The organism is Pseudomonas fluorescens NCIMB 11764, from assembly GCF_000293885.2.
Classification (GTDB): Bacteria; Pseudomonadota; Gammaproteobacteria; order Pseudomonadales; family Pseudomonadaceae; genus Aquipseudomonas; species Aquipseudomonas fluorescens_B.
On the sequence record NZ_CP010945.1, the window covers coordinates 1,717,959 to 1,735,081 of the forward strand.

The window sequence follows — 17,123 nt, forward strand, 5'->3', positions numbered from 1 at the left end:
GGACCTGCGGTCCTATCGCGAGCAAGCCCCCTCCCACACTGCTCCGGGCCTTACGCAGATTATGCGCAAAGCCAGGAAACTGTGGGAGCGGGCGTGGTCTGGGCGGCCTTGCGACGATTGCGTCAGGCCAGTCACCCGAGATTAAGGGACAAGTTCTTATGAAATGTCCTACATGATCTCCAGACCCCATGAACTGTGCCCTGAATAGTCGCGATGCTAGTTTGCCTGACGTTCCTCGGAGGGCAGGTCTTGACTATAAAAACGGTTGTCCTATTCATCGCATGCTCATTGGCACTCTCCGGCTGCGGCACCGCTGTCACAGTCCTGCAAAATGACGAAGACGCGGCGCGCAGCCTGCGCAAGCAAAAAACCTACTGCCAGTCCATCCCGCGTATCTACAGCGGCCTGGCCTACGATTTCTGCGTCTTGAATGCCCCGCCTGACCCTACGGGCTTTCTCGTCCCGCTGGTCCTGCTGGATCTGGCGTTGTCGGGTGCGCTGGATACCGTTTCCCTGCCCTACACGATTTACCGACAAGGGGTGGATGGCAATATCAGGATCTACTGGCGGGCGAGCCGCGGTTAGCCCAGGGTTTCGGCGTCGTGCAGGCCATCATTGCGCCGCTGATAACCGTAGGGTCATTCCTACTATGTTTACGCTATAATCCCGCCCTTTAGCTGTCTCTCGCCCTCTTGCGAGGGCACATTCATTTTGAGGCGCCTTGCGCCTGCATGCAGACTAAAGAGGCTAGACCCCTGTGGCATTGACGATTCTTGGCCTGTCCGGCGCCCTTAGCCATGATCCTTCCGCAGCGTTGTACATCGACGGCAAGCTGGTCGCGGCGGCTGAAGAAGAGCGCTTTGTGCGCGATAAACATGCAAAGAACCGCATGCCTTACGAATCGGCGAAGTTCTGCCTCGAGCAGGCCGGCATCAAGCCGTCCGACGTTGACGTGGTCGCCATTCCGTTCGCGCCGATCAGCCTGTTCGGCAAGGCACGCTGGCACTACGCCAAGCGTTACTGGTACGCCCCGGACCGCGCACTTGACGCGATCCTGATGGGCAATCGCCGCTACAAGCGCTACCGCAACAAAATCGTCTGGTGCCTGGAGCAACTGGGCTTCGATCCGAAGAAGATCAAGATCGAGCCGGTCGAACACCACCTGGCTCACGCCTCCAGCGCTTACCACTGCTCGGGTTTCAAAGAGAAAACCGCGATCCTCGGGATCGACGGCAAGGGCGAGTACGCCACGACCTTCTTCGGTTACGGCGAAAACGGCAAGATCCACAAGATCAAGGAATTCTTCGATCCGGACTCCCTCGGCGGCCTGTACGGCGCGATCACCGAGTTCCTCGGTTTCGAGATGCTCGACGGCGAGTTCAAGGTCATGGGCATGGCGCCGTATGGCGATGCCAGCAAGTACGATTTCTCGCGCCTGGCCTCGTTCGAAAACGGCGAGCTGGTGATCAACACCGACTACGCCAACGTCATCGGCCTGCGTCGCTATAAAGAGAAGGGCAAGGGGTTCTACTTCTCGCCGAAGCTGATCGAGTGGCTGGGTCCGAAGCGCGAAGGCGACATCGCCGACGAGCCGTACATCCACTACGCCGCGAGCATGCAAGCGCTGTTCGAAAAGATCTCGCTGCAGATGATCGACCACTATCTGGGCGATGTGCTCAAGGAAACCGGCAAACTGGCCTTCGCCGGTGGCTGTGCATTGAACGTGAAGCTGAACCAGAAAATCATCGCCCGCGACGACGTCAAGGAGCTGTTCGTGCAGCCTGCGTCCGGTGACGCCGGCACCGCGGTCGGCGCGGCGGCTTATGTGTCTCACGCCCGTGGCGTGCCGGTCGAGAAGATGGAACACGTCTACCTCGGCCCGTCGTACAGCAACGAAGACGTGCTCGCCGCATGTGCCCGACACCCGAGCAAGCCGGTATGGCGCAAGCTCGAGAACATGCCGGAAAACATCGCCAAAATCATGGTCGATGGCAACCCGGTCGCCTGGTTCCAGGGGCGTATGGAGTTTGGTCCGCGTGCCTTGGGCGGTCGTTCGATCATCGGTTGCCCGAGCGCGACCGGCGTGGCTGACCGCATCAACCACCAGATCAAGTTCCGCGAGCGCTGGAGGCCTTTCTGCCCGTCGATGCTCGACACCGTCGCACCGCAGATGATCAAGATCGATCACCCTGCGCCATTCATGACCTTCACCTTCGAAGTGGCGGAAGAGTGGAAGACCCGCGTGCCGGAAGTCGTCCATGAAGACGGGACGTCCCGGGCCCAGGTGCTCAAGCGCGAATACAACCCGCGCTACTACGACATGATGAAGGCGCTGGAAGTACTGACCGGCAACGGTGTGTCGCTGAACACCTCGCTCAACCGTCGTGGCGAACCGATGATCTGCTCGCCGACGGATGCCCTGAACATGTTCTTCGGTTCCGACCTACAGTATCTGATCATGGAAGACATTCTGGTGGTCAAAGAGGGCGCGGACGCATATGACACGCTCGGCTGAACGCCATGTGCTGCAGTTCTGCCACGGTTATGACGGTCCGTTTCTGGACTGCGCCCGGCAGTACGCCAGCCTGTTCGCGGGGACCGGTTATCGAGTGACCACGGTGTTTCTGACCGGGGTTGCCGATGCCCGAGTCGCCGAGGCCTGCGCCTCCGATGAAGTGCTGTTCATGGAATACAGCTCCAAGGCTATTCGTGGCCTGAAGCTGGGTGCCATCGGCGATCTGCGCAAGATCGCCGCTTCGCGCAATTTCAGTTTCTGCATTGCTCACCGTTTCAAACCGATCTACATCGCCTTGCTTGGCACGTCGTTGCCGGTGATCGGCGTGCATCACGCGTTTGACGACTACAAACGCGGCACCCGCAAACTCTTTGTGAATTTTTTCCGCAAGCGTTTGAGTCTGCTCGGGGTTTCCGATGCGGTACGCGACGACATACGCAGTTGCCTGCCGAATTGGCCGGCTGCACGGATTCAGACGCTCTACAACCGCATCAACGTGCAAGCCTTGCAAGGCAGTCACGTGTCGGTTCGCGAAGCTCGGGAAACCCTGGGTCTGTCCATGGATGCGTGGATTATCGGTAATGTCGGCAGACTGCACCCGGACAAGGACCAAGCCACGTTGCTGCACGGTTTTGCTGCGGCGTTACCGGGTTTGCCGGCTAACAGCCAGCTGGTGATTCTCGGTATCGGTCGGCTGGAACAGGATCTCAAGGCCATGGCCCGTGAACTGGGGATCGGCGACCGCGTGCTGTTCCTCGGTCAGGTGCCCGAAGCCCGTCGTTATTTTCGTGCATTCGATGTGTTTGCCTTGAGCTCCGATCACGAACCGTTCGGCATGGTGCTGCTGGAAGCCATGGCCGCAGGTGTGCCGTTGCTCGCGACGGCATGCGGCGGTGCGAAGGAAGTGGTCGAGGGCGTCGGGATTCTATTCCCGCTGGGCGACGCCGAGCACTTGGCTCAAGGGCTGCAACACCTGGCTGCGATGGATGATCAGCAGCGTCGCCAGTGTGCCGAGTTGATGCTCGACCGTTTACGCGAGCGCTTCTCCGACCGCGCGGTACGCGATGCTTTCTGGCATTTGCCCGCCGTCACCGAACTGGCGGCGAGGGGTTGATGCTCAACCGATTTCAAGGATGGCGCGAACGTGGCTGGGCGGTGGTCGATGCCTCGACATACGCCGAGGCCTGGCACCGTTATGGCGGCAGCGTCGCCACTCATCCGCTGGTGGTCGAGCGCCTGGCGCAGTTGGCCGATATTCCGGTGCGTTACCTGGCCTGGGCGCCCAATGGCGAAGTCCAGGCGGCGATTCCAACCTGGGGTCGCGACCTTGCCTTGTCCAAGGACGTGCTCAAGCGCAACGGTAAAAAGGGCCTGTTCGATCTCGGCAATGCTGAGTTGATCCTGCCGGCCGCCGCTGATACGCAAGCGCCCCTGCGCCATCGCGCGCGTTACTTGTCCGCACTGAATGAAGGCCGCTTCAGCGGCATCAGGCTGCAGGCAGAACAACTGGCCATGGCCCGTACGCCCGAAGAACTGTCGAAAAAATTTCGCTATAACCAGCGCCGCGAATTGCGTCTGCTGGAAGAAGCGGGCGGTGTGGTGCGGCCGGTCAGCGACTTTTCCAGCGGCGAACTGGCGGCGATTTACTGCGACCTGTTCCAGCGTCGCTGGGGGTTTCCGGCGACCGGTGCCGAGCGCATGGCCGAGGTGATCGAGTTGTTGCGTGACTTGCTGATCGGCTCGGTGATTTTCCTGAACGATGCGCCGATCGCGATTCAACTGGTGTACCGCGTCGAAGCGCCGCAATGGATCAGCGTCGAGTACATCAACGGTGGCGTCGATCCCGAGACCCGTGAATTCAGCCCCGGCAGCGTCTTGAGCTTTCTCAATACCCAAAGCGCCTGGGAGCATGCACGCGCGCTGGACAAGCCGCTGCGTTTTTCCTTCGGTCGCGCCGACCGTGAATACAAGGACCGCTGGTGTAATCCTGTGCCGGTGTTCACCGTATGAGCGAGCCCATGAGTCGAAAACAGCAATTGCTCAAGCGGCACCGGCGCAACAAACGCATCGGCCTGCTGATCGCCTTGATGCTGTTGATCGTCATCGGCGTGCTGGTGGCCTGGTGGCTGCCGCTGGTGCTGGCGGTGCTGGGCTGGATTGCTCATGAAGCCTGGTTTGCCGATCATTTGTTCTATTCGCCCAAGGACGATTACGCGTACAGCTTCCCGCCTTACACCCCGCAACCCAAGATTCACCTGGACGGCGAGCGTTTGCGCCTGGATGACGGCGTCATGCTGGTGGACGACGCTACGCTGGTATTGGCCCTGCGGATCAAGAGCACCTGGCTTGGACGCTTTATCGACCCGGCAGTCGAATTGTCGGGTGGCGATAATCCCGATCGACAAACCTTCGAGCGTGGCGCCAACGGGCTGCGCTACCTCAACCTCAGTGGTCAGGCGCAAGTGCTGTCGCGAGGCGAGTTGCGTCTGCGTGGACGTTTTTGCCGAGTGCTGGGCGAGCCCGTGCTCTGGGCGTTCGAACAACCGGATTACCGCCGTCAGCGGGTAATGGTCATTGCGCCACACGCCGATGACGCCGAGCTGGCGGCTTATGGTTTGTACAGTCAGGCCGACGAAGCCTGGATCGTCACCCTCACCGCCGGCGAAATCGAAGCGGAACACTATCAGCAGATCGGCCTGAACAAGGTCGAAGCAGCGCGGCTCAAGGGGCGGCTGCGGGCCTGGGACAGCATCGCCGTGCCACGCTGGGCCGGAGTGCCCGAAGCCCATTGCGTGCAGTTGGGCTATTTCTGCCTGCAGCTGGCTGCGATGCAGGCAGCACCGTCCCGGCCAGTGGGTTCACGGGAAGCGGAGATGGACGACACCCGCTTGTTTCGCCAGTTGAACCCCTTTGCACTGCCGGGCGATGTCGATGGGGCGCCGACCTGGAACAACCTGTTGGCCGACCTGCGCGAGTTGCTGTTGCGGGCACGACCTGAAGTCATCGTGTTGCCGCACCCCACGCTCGATCCGCACCCGGATCACCTGTGCGCCCAACAAGCGATCCTTGAAGCACTGCGAGGTCTGGAGTGGCAGCCGACCACGTTGCTCGGTTATGCCAACCATTTGCATGACAATGATCGCTGGCCCATGGGGGATGCCGGTCATGGCATCGCGCTGCCGCCGGCCTTTGATTCGTCGGTGCCGATGCAGCCTTATTGCCTTCCGGTTCCCCCGGAACTTCAGCGTGATAAAGCCATGGCGCTGGGAATGATGCACGACCTGCAGCCGCGCATGCCCTTCAAGCGGCGACTGCGGCGGTTGATACAGTGGCTTTTGGCCAGTAGAGTGCCGCCCCCTTATGGCGAAAATGAATTTTTTCGCAAGGCGGTCAGGCGCCAGGAATTGTTCTGGCTTCTGAAGCATGACGAAACACCTGTGAAGCAGAACTGAAGCAGAACTCTGCCTAGCATGGTGGCGTTCCCAGCATTGACAGCGAGTTATCCGTGATTAATCCATGCCCGCGTATTTTGTTTCTGATGCCTTATTTCGGCAGCTGGCCCTTCTGGATGCCGTTTTTTCTGGAGAGCTGCCGTCGCAATCCGGACATCGACTGGCTGTTCTTCACCGACTGCGGGGTTCCCGAGAATCTGCCGCCCAACGTGACCATCGAATGCATGATGTTCAGCGATTACTGTGGATTGGTGTCCCAGCGGCTGGGTATCGATTTTGCGCCGACCCAGGCTTACAAACTGTGCGACATCAGGCCTGCGTTCGGACTGATTCATGCCGACCGCCTGGAGGGCTATGATTTCTGGGCCTTCGGCGACATTGATCTGGTGTACGGCGACTTGCGCAGCTACTTCACCGCAGATCGTCTCGCTTCGTACGACCTGTACTCCACTCACGAGCGGCGAGTGGCCGGGCATCTTTGCCTGATCAGAAACACCCCCCGCAAGCGTGAGTTGTTCAGGCAGATCAAGGACTGGGAAGCGCGTTTCACCGATCAGAAACATCATGCGATCGACGAAGGTGCATTCAGTCGAATCTTTCTCTGGCGCAAGAATTTTCCCCAGCCCTTGTTCAAGTTGGTGGGCAAGTTCAACCCGTGGCGTCGACGCAGTGAATTCACCGAGGCATTCAGTACGCCCGGTGGTTGCATCAAGTGGCATGACGGGACCGATAATTTCCCGCACCAATGGTTTTGGCGCGACGGCCATCTGACCAATGATCGCGATGGCGATCGCCGGTTTCCGTATTTCCATTTCGTTTGCTGGAAACGCAACGAGTGGCCACGGTTGCCTCAACCCGATCCGGCGGAGATCAAGCGCCTCGCCGCTGAACCCGCCTGGGTCATCGACGCGACTGGTTTTCACCGGGGAGAGTTATGAGTCAACGGTCAAAGGTTCTGCAGTTGCAGCCTGACTACAATGTCAAAGCCCATGACTTTGCCGACCTGGCAGAGCAGATCGTCAAGGCTTTGCCGGGCGATCGCTATGAGGTGACCGCGGCGTTTCTGCGCGGCAAGCCCGGGCCGGGCGAGGCCGTGAGCCGTGCCGCGCGTTCCGTTTATTTCGAGTTTTCCGACAAGTCGCTCAAGGGCATGCGCCTGCGCGCCATGTGGCGGCTGTATCAGTTTTGCCGTAAAGAAAAATTCGATGTGGTGATCTGCAACCGCTTCAAGCCGGTCAACATGATGCTGACGCTCAACCGCTGGTTGAAAGTGCCATTGTGCATCGGCATCTCCCATGGCTTTGGTGAGTACGACCGATTCTACCGACGTCGCCAGACCCAGCGTCTGATCGATCGTCACTGGCGATTTGTCGGTGTATCGCCGGCGGTCAAACAGTACCTGCTGGACTGTGACTGCGGTTTCACCGACCAGAATACCTACGCCATTACCAATGCGATCGACATCGAACAGGCCGAAGGCTTGCAACACAGCCGCGAGCGCGCCCGTGAACTGCTCGGGATTGATCCGTCGGTGCGACTGATCGGCGCATTGGGCCGGTTGGTGCCGGTCAAGGGGCACACTTACCTGTTGCAGGCGTTTGCGGCACTCAAGGACAAATACCCGAATACTCATTTGGCGATCATCGGTGCCGGCCGCGAAGAGTCGCGCCTGGCCGCCGAGATCGAGCGTCTGGGCCTGAGCGGACGTGCGCACCTGCTGGGCTTCAAGGAAAACGCCTTGCAGTACGTTCGCGCCTTTGACATCTGGACCATGCCATCGCTGGCCGAAGGTCTCGGGCTGGCATTGCTCGAAGGCATGAGCGGTCACCTTCCGGTGATCGCCTCCAACGTACCGGCGATGCTGCCGTTGATTCAGGGCGCGGGCGGTCTGGCGATTACGCCGAAGGATGTGCCGAGTCTGGTCGCGGCACTGGATACTTACCTCGAGCTACCGGATGACGCGCTCAAGGCCAAGGGCGAACAAGCCTACCGTTATCTCCAGGAACAACACGATATCGAGGTGTTCCGCCAGGAATACCTGAACCTGATCGACTCCGGCTTGAGCAAGGCCCGCAAGGAACAATCATGAGCGACGCACAACCCATCGTCACGGTCATCATCGCGTCGTATAACCACGGTCGTTATATTGAGGAGAGCATTCTCAGCGTCCTCAACCAGACCTATTCGAACATCGAGCTGCTGGTGGTCGATGATGGTTCCAGCGATGACAGTGTCGAGCGGATCAACGCCTTGCAGGCGCAACACGGTTTTGATTTCCGTGTTCAGCAGAATCAGGGGCTGACCAATACCCTCAACGGTGCGATTGCGCGCGCAAAGGGCAGTCTGATCGTGCCCTTCGGTTCCGATGACATCATGTTGCCCGAGCGCATCGCCACGCAGGTCGCGCACATGGATGGCAAGCCCGAGGTCGGCATCTGCGCCGGCAATATCGAGCTGATGGACGCTGACGGCATTGCGTACCCGGAGTCGCGCCAGCGCCGCGATGTGCCGTTCCGCCGCCTGGACTTCGATGACATGTTCCTCGAGCGCAAGCCCTATCCGCCGGCACCGACCCTGATGATCCGCCGCGAAGCGCTGGACAAGGTCGGCGGGTTCGATCCGAACATTCGCCTGGAAGATTTGCTGATCGAACTGAAGGTGACCCATGCCGGCTACTTCATTGATGGTTTGAACGTGCTGATGGCGCGCTATCGCAAGCACGCCACCAATTCCTACAAGAATCACCGTTTCATGATCGACAACATTCTGCGCACCTATGCCTTGTTCAGCGATCACCCGCTGTACGATCACGTGCGCTACAAGTTTCTCAGTTCGATGTTCCTGAAGACTGCCAATCGAGACCGAAAACTGGCGCGTGAGCTGCTGGCGCAGATTCCGTTCAAGGCGTGGAACAAGAAGACCTGGCGTGGTCTGGGGCGCTTGTATTTCTCGCCTCTGGAAAAGGATTGAGCCATTGGCTGAATCCGGGCCGCAGTCCGGTGTGCCAGGACTGGCCAAACAAAAAGAGCAGCCGAGGCTGCTCTTTTTCGTTGCGCGTTGCTAATCAGTGAACCTGGGCGGGTGAGCTCGCAGCCAGCACTTGTTTGTGCAGGGTGTCCACCGCAGATTTCGATGCTGTCACGGCATACCCTTGCAGCAATGCCTGGAAATGATCCTCGAACAACCAGCGTCGATCGACGGTGTATCGCTGCATATGACGCAGGTTGCGCTGACGCAAAGACAGGCTCAGTGACGAAGGGTAGATGCGCAGGTCCGCCACGTCGATCAGACCGAACTCGCCGTCCTCCAGCACCAGCACATTACCCAGATGCAGGGAGCGGAAATACACCCCTTGCTCATGCAACTGCGCCATGAACTTGCCGAAGCGTTCCACCAGCGCCTGACGCACGTCCGGAGCCGTGATTGCTTGCAGGACCTGGCGCAGGGTATTTCCCGGCAGGGGGGTGTAGTGCACGGCACTGCCGCCATCGTCCAGGCGGTACAGGTCGAGGATCTGCGGCGTCGGGAATCCCATGTTGCGCAGTCGCTCGCTATTGACGGCAAAGCGTTCGGAGTAGGCGTTGAAACTGCCCGAAGTGTACCAGCGACGAGGTCGGAACAACTTGAGGAAGCTGTCATCGGCCAAGCGCAGGACCTTCGGCCCCAGGCCATCTTCTTCAATCACCCGTGCGTGGGTGGTCAACGCTTGCAGGGCCGGTTGCGTCAGTCTCTTGATCGAAACGGCCAGCAGGCGACCAGCGCGTTGGTTGATACTCAGCGCGGCGATCAGTGCCAGAGGAATCCACAACAGGAACCAGTGTTCCTTGGGGCGTGAAATGATCCCGCCGCCTTCGGTCAGGCCCGCACCGATACCGAACACCAGCCAGGTGGAGGCGATGATGAACAGCGGTTGCACGCGATGGCGCCAGCTGCTCAGCAGGCCCCAGGCCTGGAAGAACAGCCATGGGATAAAGCCGAAAATACCGACGTAGTAAAGAACCCCCAAAGCGAAGCTGTGGGGTTCTGCCAGCGTGTAGCCCAGGCCCGGATCGACGTTCAGGCTGGCGTCGTAGCCATGACCGATCCAGGGGTGTTCGGCGATTTTTTGCAGGACCATCTGCCAGATTTCGAAACGGTAGGAGTCGCCTCGTCCGAAAATCATGTTCGAAAAAAATGCAATCACCGACGCTCCGCCGACGAGCATGATGCCCAGTAATACGATTGACCGTCGATTCCAGCAGATGAAACTCAGCCACAACGCCGCCAGTGTCAGTGCCACCAGCGGTGTCCGGGAGCCGGTAGCGATCACCGCAATGAACATGATCACCATTGCCGGGACACTCAACCAGAGTATCTGCGGGCGCTTGCAGGTCATGCTCAGGCTCAGCCAATAGGCGCAGAAGAAGCCGAACAAGTGCGAGCTCAACAATGGATTGTCGAATGCGCCGCCACCAATCAGGCGTTGGCCCGGCTCATAGATGTGGGCAAACACGTACAGGTTGTAGACCGACGCAACCAGACCGACCATGGCGGCGCTGAACAGCAGGGGCTGGACGATATCGTTGCGATAGCGCACCAGCAGGTAGCACCCGACGAACAGCATCAGCGTGTGGAGCGGTGGCTTGAACTTGCCGGAAAACCCTTCATCGCCCGGGCTCCAGCACAGACTCAACAGCGCCCACCCGGCGAACAGCAGCATCGCAATGAAGATCGGCTCGCGCAGCAACTCTTTGAGCTCGCGTGGTCGCAGGCAAAGCGCCATCAGCGCTGGAATGCTGAACAAACCATAGTAGAGCTTGTGAAGCAGACTGCGGTCCGGCAGGAAAAACAGCGAACACAGAAGTAAAAGATAGCCCAGTGGAAGTATCCACAGGCAAATGAAATCGAAGACTCGATTGGACGTACTGTTGAAACCACTGAGTCGCATGTTGAGAAATTCAATCCTGAAGTTGATCGGCCATTCCGATGGTGGCTATATGATACTGTTTGCGCCGACTAACAATAACAGCCTTTATGGGATTGCCAGAACCCTGGGGAAGCTGTGCTAAAGTCAGCGTCCTTTTTATCGACATTCGCGTGATATGGCCGACTCCAGTCTCTCCGCAAGCCCCTCGAGCTTGAAAATCTACTTCCGTCTGCTCGGTTATGTCCGGCCGTACATCGGCCTGTTCCTGATCAGCATCGTCGGTTTTCTGATTTTCGCTTCGACGCAGCCAATGCTCGGCTACATCCTCAAGTACTTCGTCGATGGCCTGTCCAATCCCGAAGCGGTGCTCTTTCCCAGTGTCCCCTACCTGCGCGACCTGCAACTGCTGCAAGCCGTGCCGTTGCTGATCATTTTGATCGCCGCCTGGCAGGGGTTGGGATCTTATCTGGGCAACTACTTCCTGGCCAAGGTTTCTCTCGGGCTGGTCCACGACCTGCGGGTTGAGTTGTTCAATAACCTGCTGGTCCTGCCCAACCGATACTTTGACAAGCATAACTCCGGTCACCTGATTTCCCGTATCACCTTTAACGTGACCATGGTCACCGGGGCGGCCACAGATGCGATCAAGGTCGTAATCCGTGAAGGCATGACGGTGATCTTCCTGTTTGCCTCGCTGCTGTTCATGAACTGGCGCCTGACTCTGGTCATGGTCGCGATCCTGCCGCTGATCGCGTTGATGGTCCGTACCGCGAGCAAGAAATTCCGCAAGCAGAGCAAGAAGATCCAGGCGGCCATGGGCGACGTGACGCACGTGGCGTCGGAAACCATCCAGGGTTATCGTGTGGTGCGCAGCTTCGGCGGCGAAGTCTACGAACAGAAGCGTTTCTTCAATGCCAGCCAGGGCAACACCGACAAGCAATTGCGCATGACCCGCACCGGCGCTATCTACACGCCGCTGCTGCAGTTGGTGATCTACAGCGCCATGGCCGTGCTGATGTTCCTGGTCCTTTTTCTGCGTGGCGATGCGTCCGCCGGTGACATGGTGGCCTACATCACCCTGGCGGGCCTGCTGCCCAAGCCGATCCGTCAATTGTCCGAAGTCAGCTCGACCATTCAAAAAGGCGTGGCGGGCGCCGAAAGCATCTTCGAACAACTGGACGTTGAACCGGAAGTCGATACCGGTACCGTCGAACGCGATGCGGTGACCGGACGCCTGGATGTGCGGCATCTGAGCTTCACCTATCCTGGCACCGAGCGTCAGGTACTCGACGACATCAGTTTCTCGGTCGAGCCCGGGCAAATGGTGGCGCTGGTCGGGCGGTCCGGCAGCGGCAAGTCGACCCTGGCCAACCTGATTCCGCGTTTCTATCACCACGACAATGGCGAAATCCTGATCGATGGCGTCGAGGTGGAACAGTACAAACTGCTGAACCTGCGCAAGCACATCGCCCAGGTCACCCAGCACGTGACGTTGTTCAGCGATACCGTGGCCAACAACATCGCGTACGGCGATCTGGCCGGTGCGCCCCGTGAAGACATCGTAAAAGCGGCGAAAGACGCTTATGCGATGGACTTCATCGCACAACTGCCCGAAGGCCTGGACACTCAGGTCGGCGAGAACGGCGTATTGCTTTCCGGTGGCCAGCGCCAGCGTCTGGCGATTGCCCGGGCCCTGTTGAAGAACGCGCCTTTGCTGATTCTCGACGAAGCCACCTCGGCACTGGACACCGAATCGGAACGGCATATCCAGGCGGCCCTGGATCAAGTGATGAAAGGCCGCACGACCCTGGTGATTGCTCACCGTCTGTCGACCATCGAAAAAGCCGACCTGATCCTGGTCATGGATCAGGGCCGGATCGTCGAGCGCGGCACGCACGCCGAACTGTTGGCGCAAAATGGTTATTACGCCCGCCTGAATGCCATGGGGCTTGATGCCCCGGCTGAAGATATCGCCTGATTCCTGTCGACGTTCGTTCGTCGTGAACGACTGAAAAGAGTCGCAGTCTGTCGTTTTAGAACGTTTACAGGCTGCGATTTTTTTGCTTTTGGCACCCTCGTTCATGCCATGCGCAAGCCCTGCGTCAACCCTGTGCTAATATCCCGCCCTTGTTCATTTTGTATGTGGGATGCTCCATGAAGTTGTCCATGCCGCGATTCGATCAAGCCCCTGTCTTGGTGGTCGGCGATGTCATGCTCGACCGTTATTGGCATGGTGGTACCTCACGGATTTCCCCTGAGGCGCCGGTACCGGTGGTCAAGGTCGAGCAAATCGAGGACCGCCCGGGCGGTGCCGCTAACGTTGCCCTGAACATTGCCGCGCTTGGCGCACCGGCCTCGCTGGTCGGTGTGACCGGCGACGACGAAGCTGCCGACAGCCTGGCCAACAGCCTCAAGGGTGCTGGTGTGCGCGCATTGTTCCAGCGTATTGCGCACCAGCCGACCATCGTCAAGTTGCGGGTTATGAGTCGACACCAGCAGTTGCTGCGTATCGACTTCGAAGAACCCTTTGCCACCGACGCCCTGGCGCTGGGCGAGCAAGTTGACGAGTTGCTTGAAGGCATCAAGGTGCTGGTGCTGTCCGACTACGGCAAAGGCGCGCTGAAAAATCATCAGGTACTGATCCAGGCCGCCCGTGCCCGTGGCATTCCGGTGCTGGCCGATCCCAAGGGCAAGGATTTCTCGATCTACCGGGGGGCGAGCCTGATTACCCCGAACCTCAGCGAATTCGAAACGATCGTCGGCGGTTGCGCCGATGAGCACGAACTGGTGAGCAAGGGCGCGCAACTGATGCACGACCTGGACCTTGGCGCGTTGCTGGTGACTCGTGGCGAACACGGCATGACCTTGCTGCGCCCGGATCATCCCGCGTTGCACTTGCCCGCGCGCGCGCGGGAAGTGTTCGACGTGACCGGTGCCGGCGACACGGTGATTTCCACCCTGGCGGCCGCGATCGCCGCTGGCGAGGAATTGCCCCACGCAGTGGCGTTGGCCAACCTGGCGGCGGGCATCGTGGTCGGCAAGCTCGGTACGGCGGCCATCAGCGCTCCGGAGCTGCGGCGTGCCATCCAGCGTGAGGAAGGTTCCGAGCGCGGTGTATTGGGTCTGGAGCAGTTACTGCTGGCGGTAGACGATGCGCGTGCGCACAAAGAGAAAATCGTCTTCACTAACGGTTGTTTCGACATCCTGCATGCCGGTCATGTGACCTACCTCGAACAGGCACGGGCCCAAGGGGATCGCTTGATCGTTGCGGTCAACGACGATGCATCGGTAAGCCGTTTGAAAGGGCCGGGACGTCCGATCAACAGCGTCGACCGTCGCATGGCTGTGCTGGCGGGGCTGGGCGCGGTGGATTGGGTGATCAGCTTCCCTGAAGGCACTCCTGAAAACCTGCTGCGCGAGGTCAAGCCGGACGTGCTGGTGAAGGGGGGCGATTACGGGATCGATCAAGTGGTCGGTGCCGACATCGTGACGGCCTACGGTGGTACTGTGAAGGTGCTGGGATTGGTGGAAAACAGCTCGACGACAGCGATTGTCGAGAAGATTCGAAGTCATTGATGAGATCTAGACTCCGTTTCACACAGTGTGTGAACGGGTTTTATCGTGAGGATATAACCGTCCCAGACGATGTTGGCCGGAATTAACCCAATGCTCTTACCCGCTTTTGTCTTGTGGTAAAAGATTTATGAAAGTGATGCTCCTGGTAATGGACGAGCAGCGCGTCATTCTGGATCGACTGTATGAAATCGTGCAGCAGAACTGCGACGAGTGTGTTGTCTATCGCCTGAGCAAAAAGCAGCAGCTGAAACTTGGTTCGTTTCTCGCGACAGTCAACTACCAGACATTCGACCGGATCGTGATTTTTTCCAGGGTCAAGCGCCTCGTCCCGCAACTAAGGGTCCTGAAATGTATTCCGGGCCTGGTGTTTCTCGAACATGACGCTTATCAGAATTACATGCCCGCGAGTAAATACCTTCGGGTTTACTCGCGTCTTTACAGTCGTTTGCCCAGCTCTCGCGCGCTGGTTTCCGGCGCTGTCGTAGCGCGTCGGATGCAAGCTGAAAACATTGATGCAGTGTTCGTTTCGAAGGGATATGACGAACAAATGCTGCACAACACCAACAGTGTCCGGGACATCCCGGTGGCTTTTCTGGGCAGTCTGAAAAGTACTGAATACGCGCAGCGCAGAGCGCTTCTGGAGTCCCTTTCCCGGCGTACCGGCATGTTGGTGGGCCGCACCAAATCGGGCGCTGAGTATCTGGAAATGCTCAATCGCATCAAGATTTTCGTGAGTGCCGATATCGGCATGAATGAATTCATGATCAAGAACTTTGAAGCAATGGCGTGTGGCTGTGTATTGCTGGCCTGGAGTCAGGGCGAAGAAGACCAATTGCTGGGTTTCCAGGACATGCACAACACGGTTTTCTATCGCTCTGAAGATGAGGCCGTGGAAAAACTCCAGCTGCTGCAGAGCGACCCGTTGCTGACGGCTCGTATCGCCAGTAACGGGCAGGCATTCGCCGAGAGCCAGTATTCCTTTGCTCGGGTGGGGCGCACGCTCGCTGCCGAGATTCAGCGTGAAATGCGTCCTTGGCAGCCACCTTCATTGTTGACTCGCCTGTGGGTAAAGCTGCGTTACGGTATGCAGGTTCCAGAGTAACCATGGAAAATCCTCCGTCCCAAGCCGATGAGCCAATGGCGCTGGACGCATTGCCCGGTGGTCATCAGTCTGTTCCGGGCGGGCTGCCGCAGGAACTGAAGGAGTGTCTGCGCAGGGCGCCGCGGGTTCTGCTGGTTGCCAACAATCCAGCGATTACCCGGGACGATTTCCAGGCGCTGAACATCGGCGCCGACGATGTCGTCGTCAGCTTCAACAAGTGTGTCCTGGCGCCGCTGCTTTCCCCACAAAGCGTTAATCTCTTCGTTCATGGTTTCAATTCGCCGGACGCCTATTTTTTTGGTCTTCCTTACGGGCCTGAAGTGCAGCGGCTTTTCCGGCAGGCCGACGCGCGGTGTTTCACGATGCTAGTCGGTTGCACCGGGGCCATGTGTCCCTTGCCACAGGTGGCGCTCTATTGGGAGCGTATCCCGTTGCCGGCATTGTGGAACTACCCGGTCGATCGCCCGGGCGGTAAACGCTATGTCGGACCCACCACCGGTTTCAATGCGCTGGTGCTGTTCGACTGGCTGCGCGGGCAGGCAGGGTATGACTATCAGCTCATGACGTTAGGTTTTTCCGACGAGGCGGGTAAACGCTGGGGCGGGCATGCATGGGATTATGAGCGTGACTGGCTGAAAAACTCAGACGTTATCGTGATACCTCTGCGGCGTCGACGTTGGTGGCAGAAGCTGTTTGATCGCGGATGATTTGTCGCCGGTTGCCCACAGGGGCCTGATTATTTTTCAAGGGGTGCTGTAGTGTTGAATATTGCGGTGGCTTTTTTTGGTATCCCGAGAAATTCGCAGATCTGCTTTCCTTCCATTCAAGAAAACGTTCTGGCGCTGCTTCCTTCCGACAGCAACGTAAAATGCTTTTATCACCTGTACAAGATCGACGAAGTGCAGAACTCCCGTTCGGGCGAGCAAGGTGAGCTGAAGGCTGACAACTACGAGCCCTTCGAAACCATGACCGGGCAACTGACCTCGACCGAGGGTGTGCTGGAGCGCTGGAACTTTGAACAAGTGAAAGCGCTGGGCGATACCTGGGCAGATGACTACGCCTCACTCAGAAACCTGATCTATCAACTCAATTCGCTGCACACCGTTGCGACCATGATGGAATCTTTCAATCCTGATTTCGTCGTCTACGTGCGGCCGGACATTTTCTTTCATACACCGCTTCCCGCTTATGTGTTCAAGCACGCAGAAGCCCGGCGACGTAATACCTACATTCCCGACTGGCAGTGGTGGGGCGGGCTGAATGATCGTTTTGCCATTTGTGGTCGCGACACCTACGTCGCGTACGGCAAAAGGATCGAGCGCATGTTTGATTTCAGTAAAGTGACGGGAAGGAAGTTGCACTCCGAGCGGCTGCTCAAATTTGCACTGCAACAGGCAGGGGCGAAGATCTGCACCCTGGAGACCCAGGCGTCGCGTGTTCGTATCAACGGCGCCTTTGCCGAAGAATCGTTCTCTCCCAAGCGCGGCATGGGCAAGCGCGAGAATCGCTATTTCCATTTTTTTGCGCGGTTACGCACCTTCATGGACAAACAACGAGCCGGTTAGATCGAAC

Annotated in this window: 14 protein-coding genes; 13 read left to right on the forward strand and 1 reads right to left on the reverse strand. The window is 58.6% G+C overall.

Features of this window, described 5'->3' with window-relative positions:
* Window positions 1–249: 249 nt before the first annotated feature.
* The 8 genes from B723_RS07870 to B723_RS07905 all read left to right on the forward strand — a co-directional run bounded on the left by B723_RS07870 (window position 250) and on the right by B723_RS07905 (window position 8,937).
* A complete protein-coding gene (locus tag B723_RS07870) occupies window positions 250–585 on the forward strand; it encodes a YceK/YidQ family lipoprotein (protein ID WP_031318309.1) in 336 nt (111 codons plus the stop codon).
* Window positions 586–757: 172 nt separating this feature from the next.
* Window positions 758–2,515 (forward strand): carbamoyltransferase family protein, encoded by a 1,758-nt coding sequence (locus B723_RS07875; protein ID WP_017336206.1) that lies wholly within the window; start codon window positions 758–760, stop codon window positions 2,513–2,515.
* Complete coding sequence (locus B723_RS07880) at window positions 2,499–3,629, forward strand: glycosyltransferase (RefSeq protein WP_017336207.1); 1,131 nt, start codon at window positions 2,499–2,501, stop codon at window positions 3,627–3,629. Before B723_RS07875 ends, B723_RS07880 begins: the two co-directional genes overlap by 17 nt.
* Window positions 3,629–4,525, forward strand: a complete 897-nt coding sequence (locus B723_RS07885) for an antimicrobial resistance protein Mig-14 (RefSeq protein WP_017336208.1) — start codon at window positions 3,629–3,631, stop codon at window positions 4,523–4,525. Before B723_RS07880 ends, B723_RS07885 begins: the two co-directional genes overlap by 1 nt.
* An 8-nt stretch (window positions 4,526–4,533) precedes the next feature.
* Window positions 4,534–5,967, forward strand: coding sequence for a PIG-L family deacetylase (locus B723_RS07890; RefSeq protein ID WP_017336209.1), 1,434 nt, complete (start codon window positions 4,534–4,536; stop codon window positions 5,965–5,967).
* Window positions 5,968–6,020: 53 nt separating this feature from the next.
* The gene (locus B723_RS07895) at window positions 6,021–6,905 is read left to right on the forward strand and encodes a DUF6625 family protein (RefSeq protein ID WP_017336210.1); all 885 of its coding nucleotides are present in this window, start codon (window positions 6,021–6,023) and stop codon (window positions 6,903–6,905) included.
* A complete protein-coding gene (locus B723_RS07900) occupies window positions 6,902–8,056 on the forward strand; it encodes a glycosyltransferase family 4 protein (RefSeq protein ID WP_017336211.1) in 1,155 nt (384 codons plus the stop codon). The genes B723_RS07895 and B723_RS07900 overlap by 4 nt, the downstream gene beginning before the upstream one ends.
* The gene (locus tag B723_RS07905) at window positions 8,053–8,937 is read left to right on the forward strand and encodes a glycosyltransferase (RefSeq protein ID WP_017336212.1); all 885 of its coding nucleotides are present in this window, start codon (window positions 8,053–8,055) and stop codon (window positions 8,935–8,937) included. Before B723_RS07900 ends, B723_RS07905 begins: the two co-directional genes overlap by 4 nt.
* Window positions 8,938–9,031: 94 nt before the next feature.
* Here the strand turns inward: B723_RS07905 and B723_RS07910 are convergent, their stop codons facing one another.
* On the reverse strand, window positions 9,032–10,894 hold the full coding sequence (locus B723_RS07910; protein ID WP_017336213.1) for a bifunctional O-antigen ligase/aminoglycoside phosphotransferase family protein: 1,863 nt from the start codon (window positions 10,892–10,894) through the stop codon (window positions 9,032–9,034).
* Window positions 10,895–11,048: 154 nt separating this feature from the next.
* Here B723_RS07910 and msbA point away from each other — a divergent pair, with 154 nt between their 5' ends.
* From msbA to B723_RS07935, 5 genes are all read left to right on the forward strand, one after another.
* Window positions 11,049–12,851: a lipid A export permease/ATP-binding protein MsbA gene (gene msbA / locus B723_RS07915; protein WP_017336214.1), complete on the forward strand. Its 1,803-nt coding sequence runs from the start codon at window positions 11,049–11,051 to the stop codon at window positions 12,849–12,851.
* A 176-nt stretch (window positions 12,852–13,027) separates the two neighbouring features.
* The gene (hldE, locus tag B723_RS07920) at window positions 13,028–14,449 is read left to right on the forward strand and encodes a bifunctional D-glycero-beta-D-manno-heptose-7-phosphate kinase/D-glycero-beta-D-manno-heptose 1-phosphate adenylyltransferase HldE (protein WP_017336215.1); all 1,422 of its coding nucleotides are present in this window, start codon (window positions 13,028–13,030) and stop codon (window positions 14,447–14,449) included.
* A gap of 127 nt (window positions 14,450–14,576) precedes the next feature.
* Window positions 14,577–15,551 carry a glycosyltransferase gene (locus tag B723_RS07925; RefSeq protein ID WP_017336216.1) on the forward strand — a complete coding sequence of 325 codons (975 nt, stop codon included), beginning with the start codon at window positions 14,577–14,579 and terminating at the stop codon, window positions 15,549–15,551.
* A gap of 2 nt (window positions 15,552–15,553) precedes the next feature.
* Window positions 15,554–16,258, forward strand: a complete 705-nt coding sequence (locus B723_RS07930; RefSeq protein ID WP_031318311.1) for a hypothetical protein — start codon at window positions 15,554–15,556, stop codon at window positions 16,256–16,258.
* Between the two features lie 51 nt (window positions 16,259–16,309).
* On the forward strand, window positions 16,310–17,116 hold the full coding sequence (locus B723_RS07935; protein ID WP_017336218.1) for a hypothetical protein: 807 nt from the start codon (window positions 16,310–16,312) through the stop codon (window positions 17,114–17,116).
* Window positions 17,117–17,123: the final 7 nt, after the last annotated feature.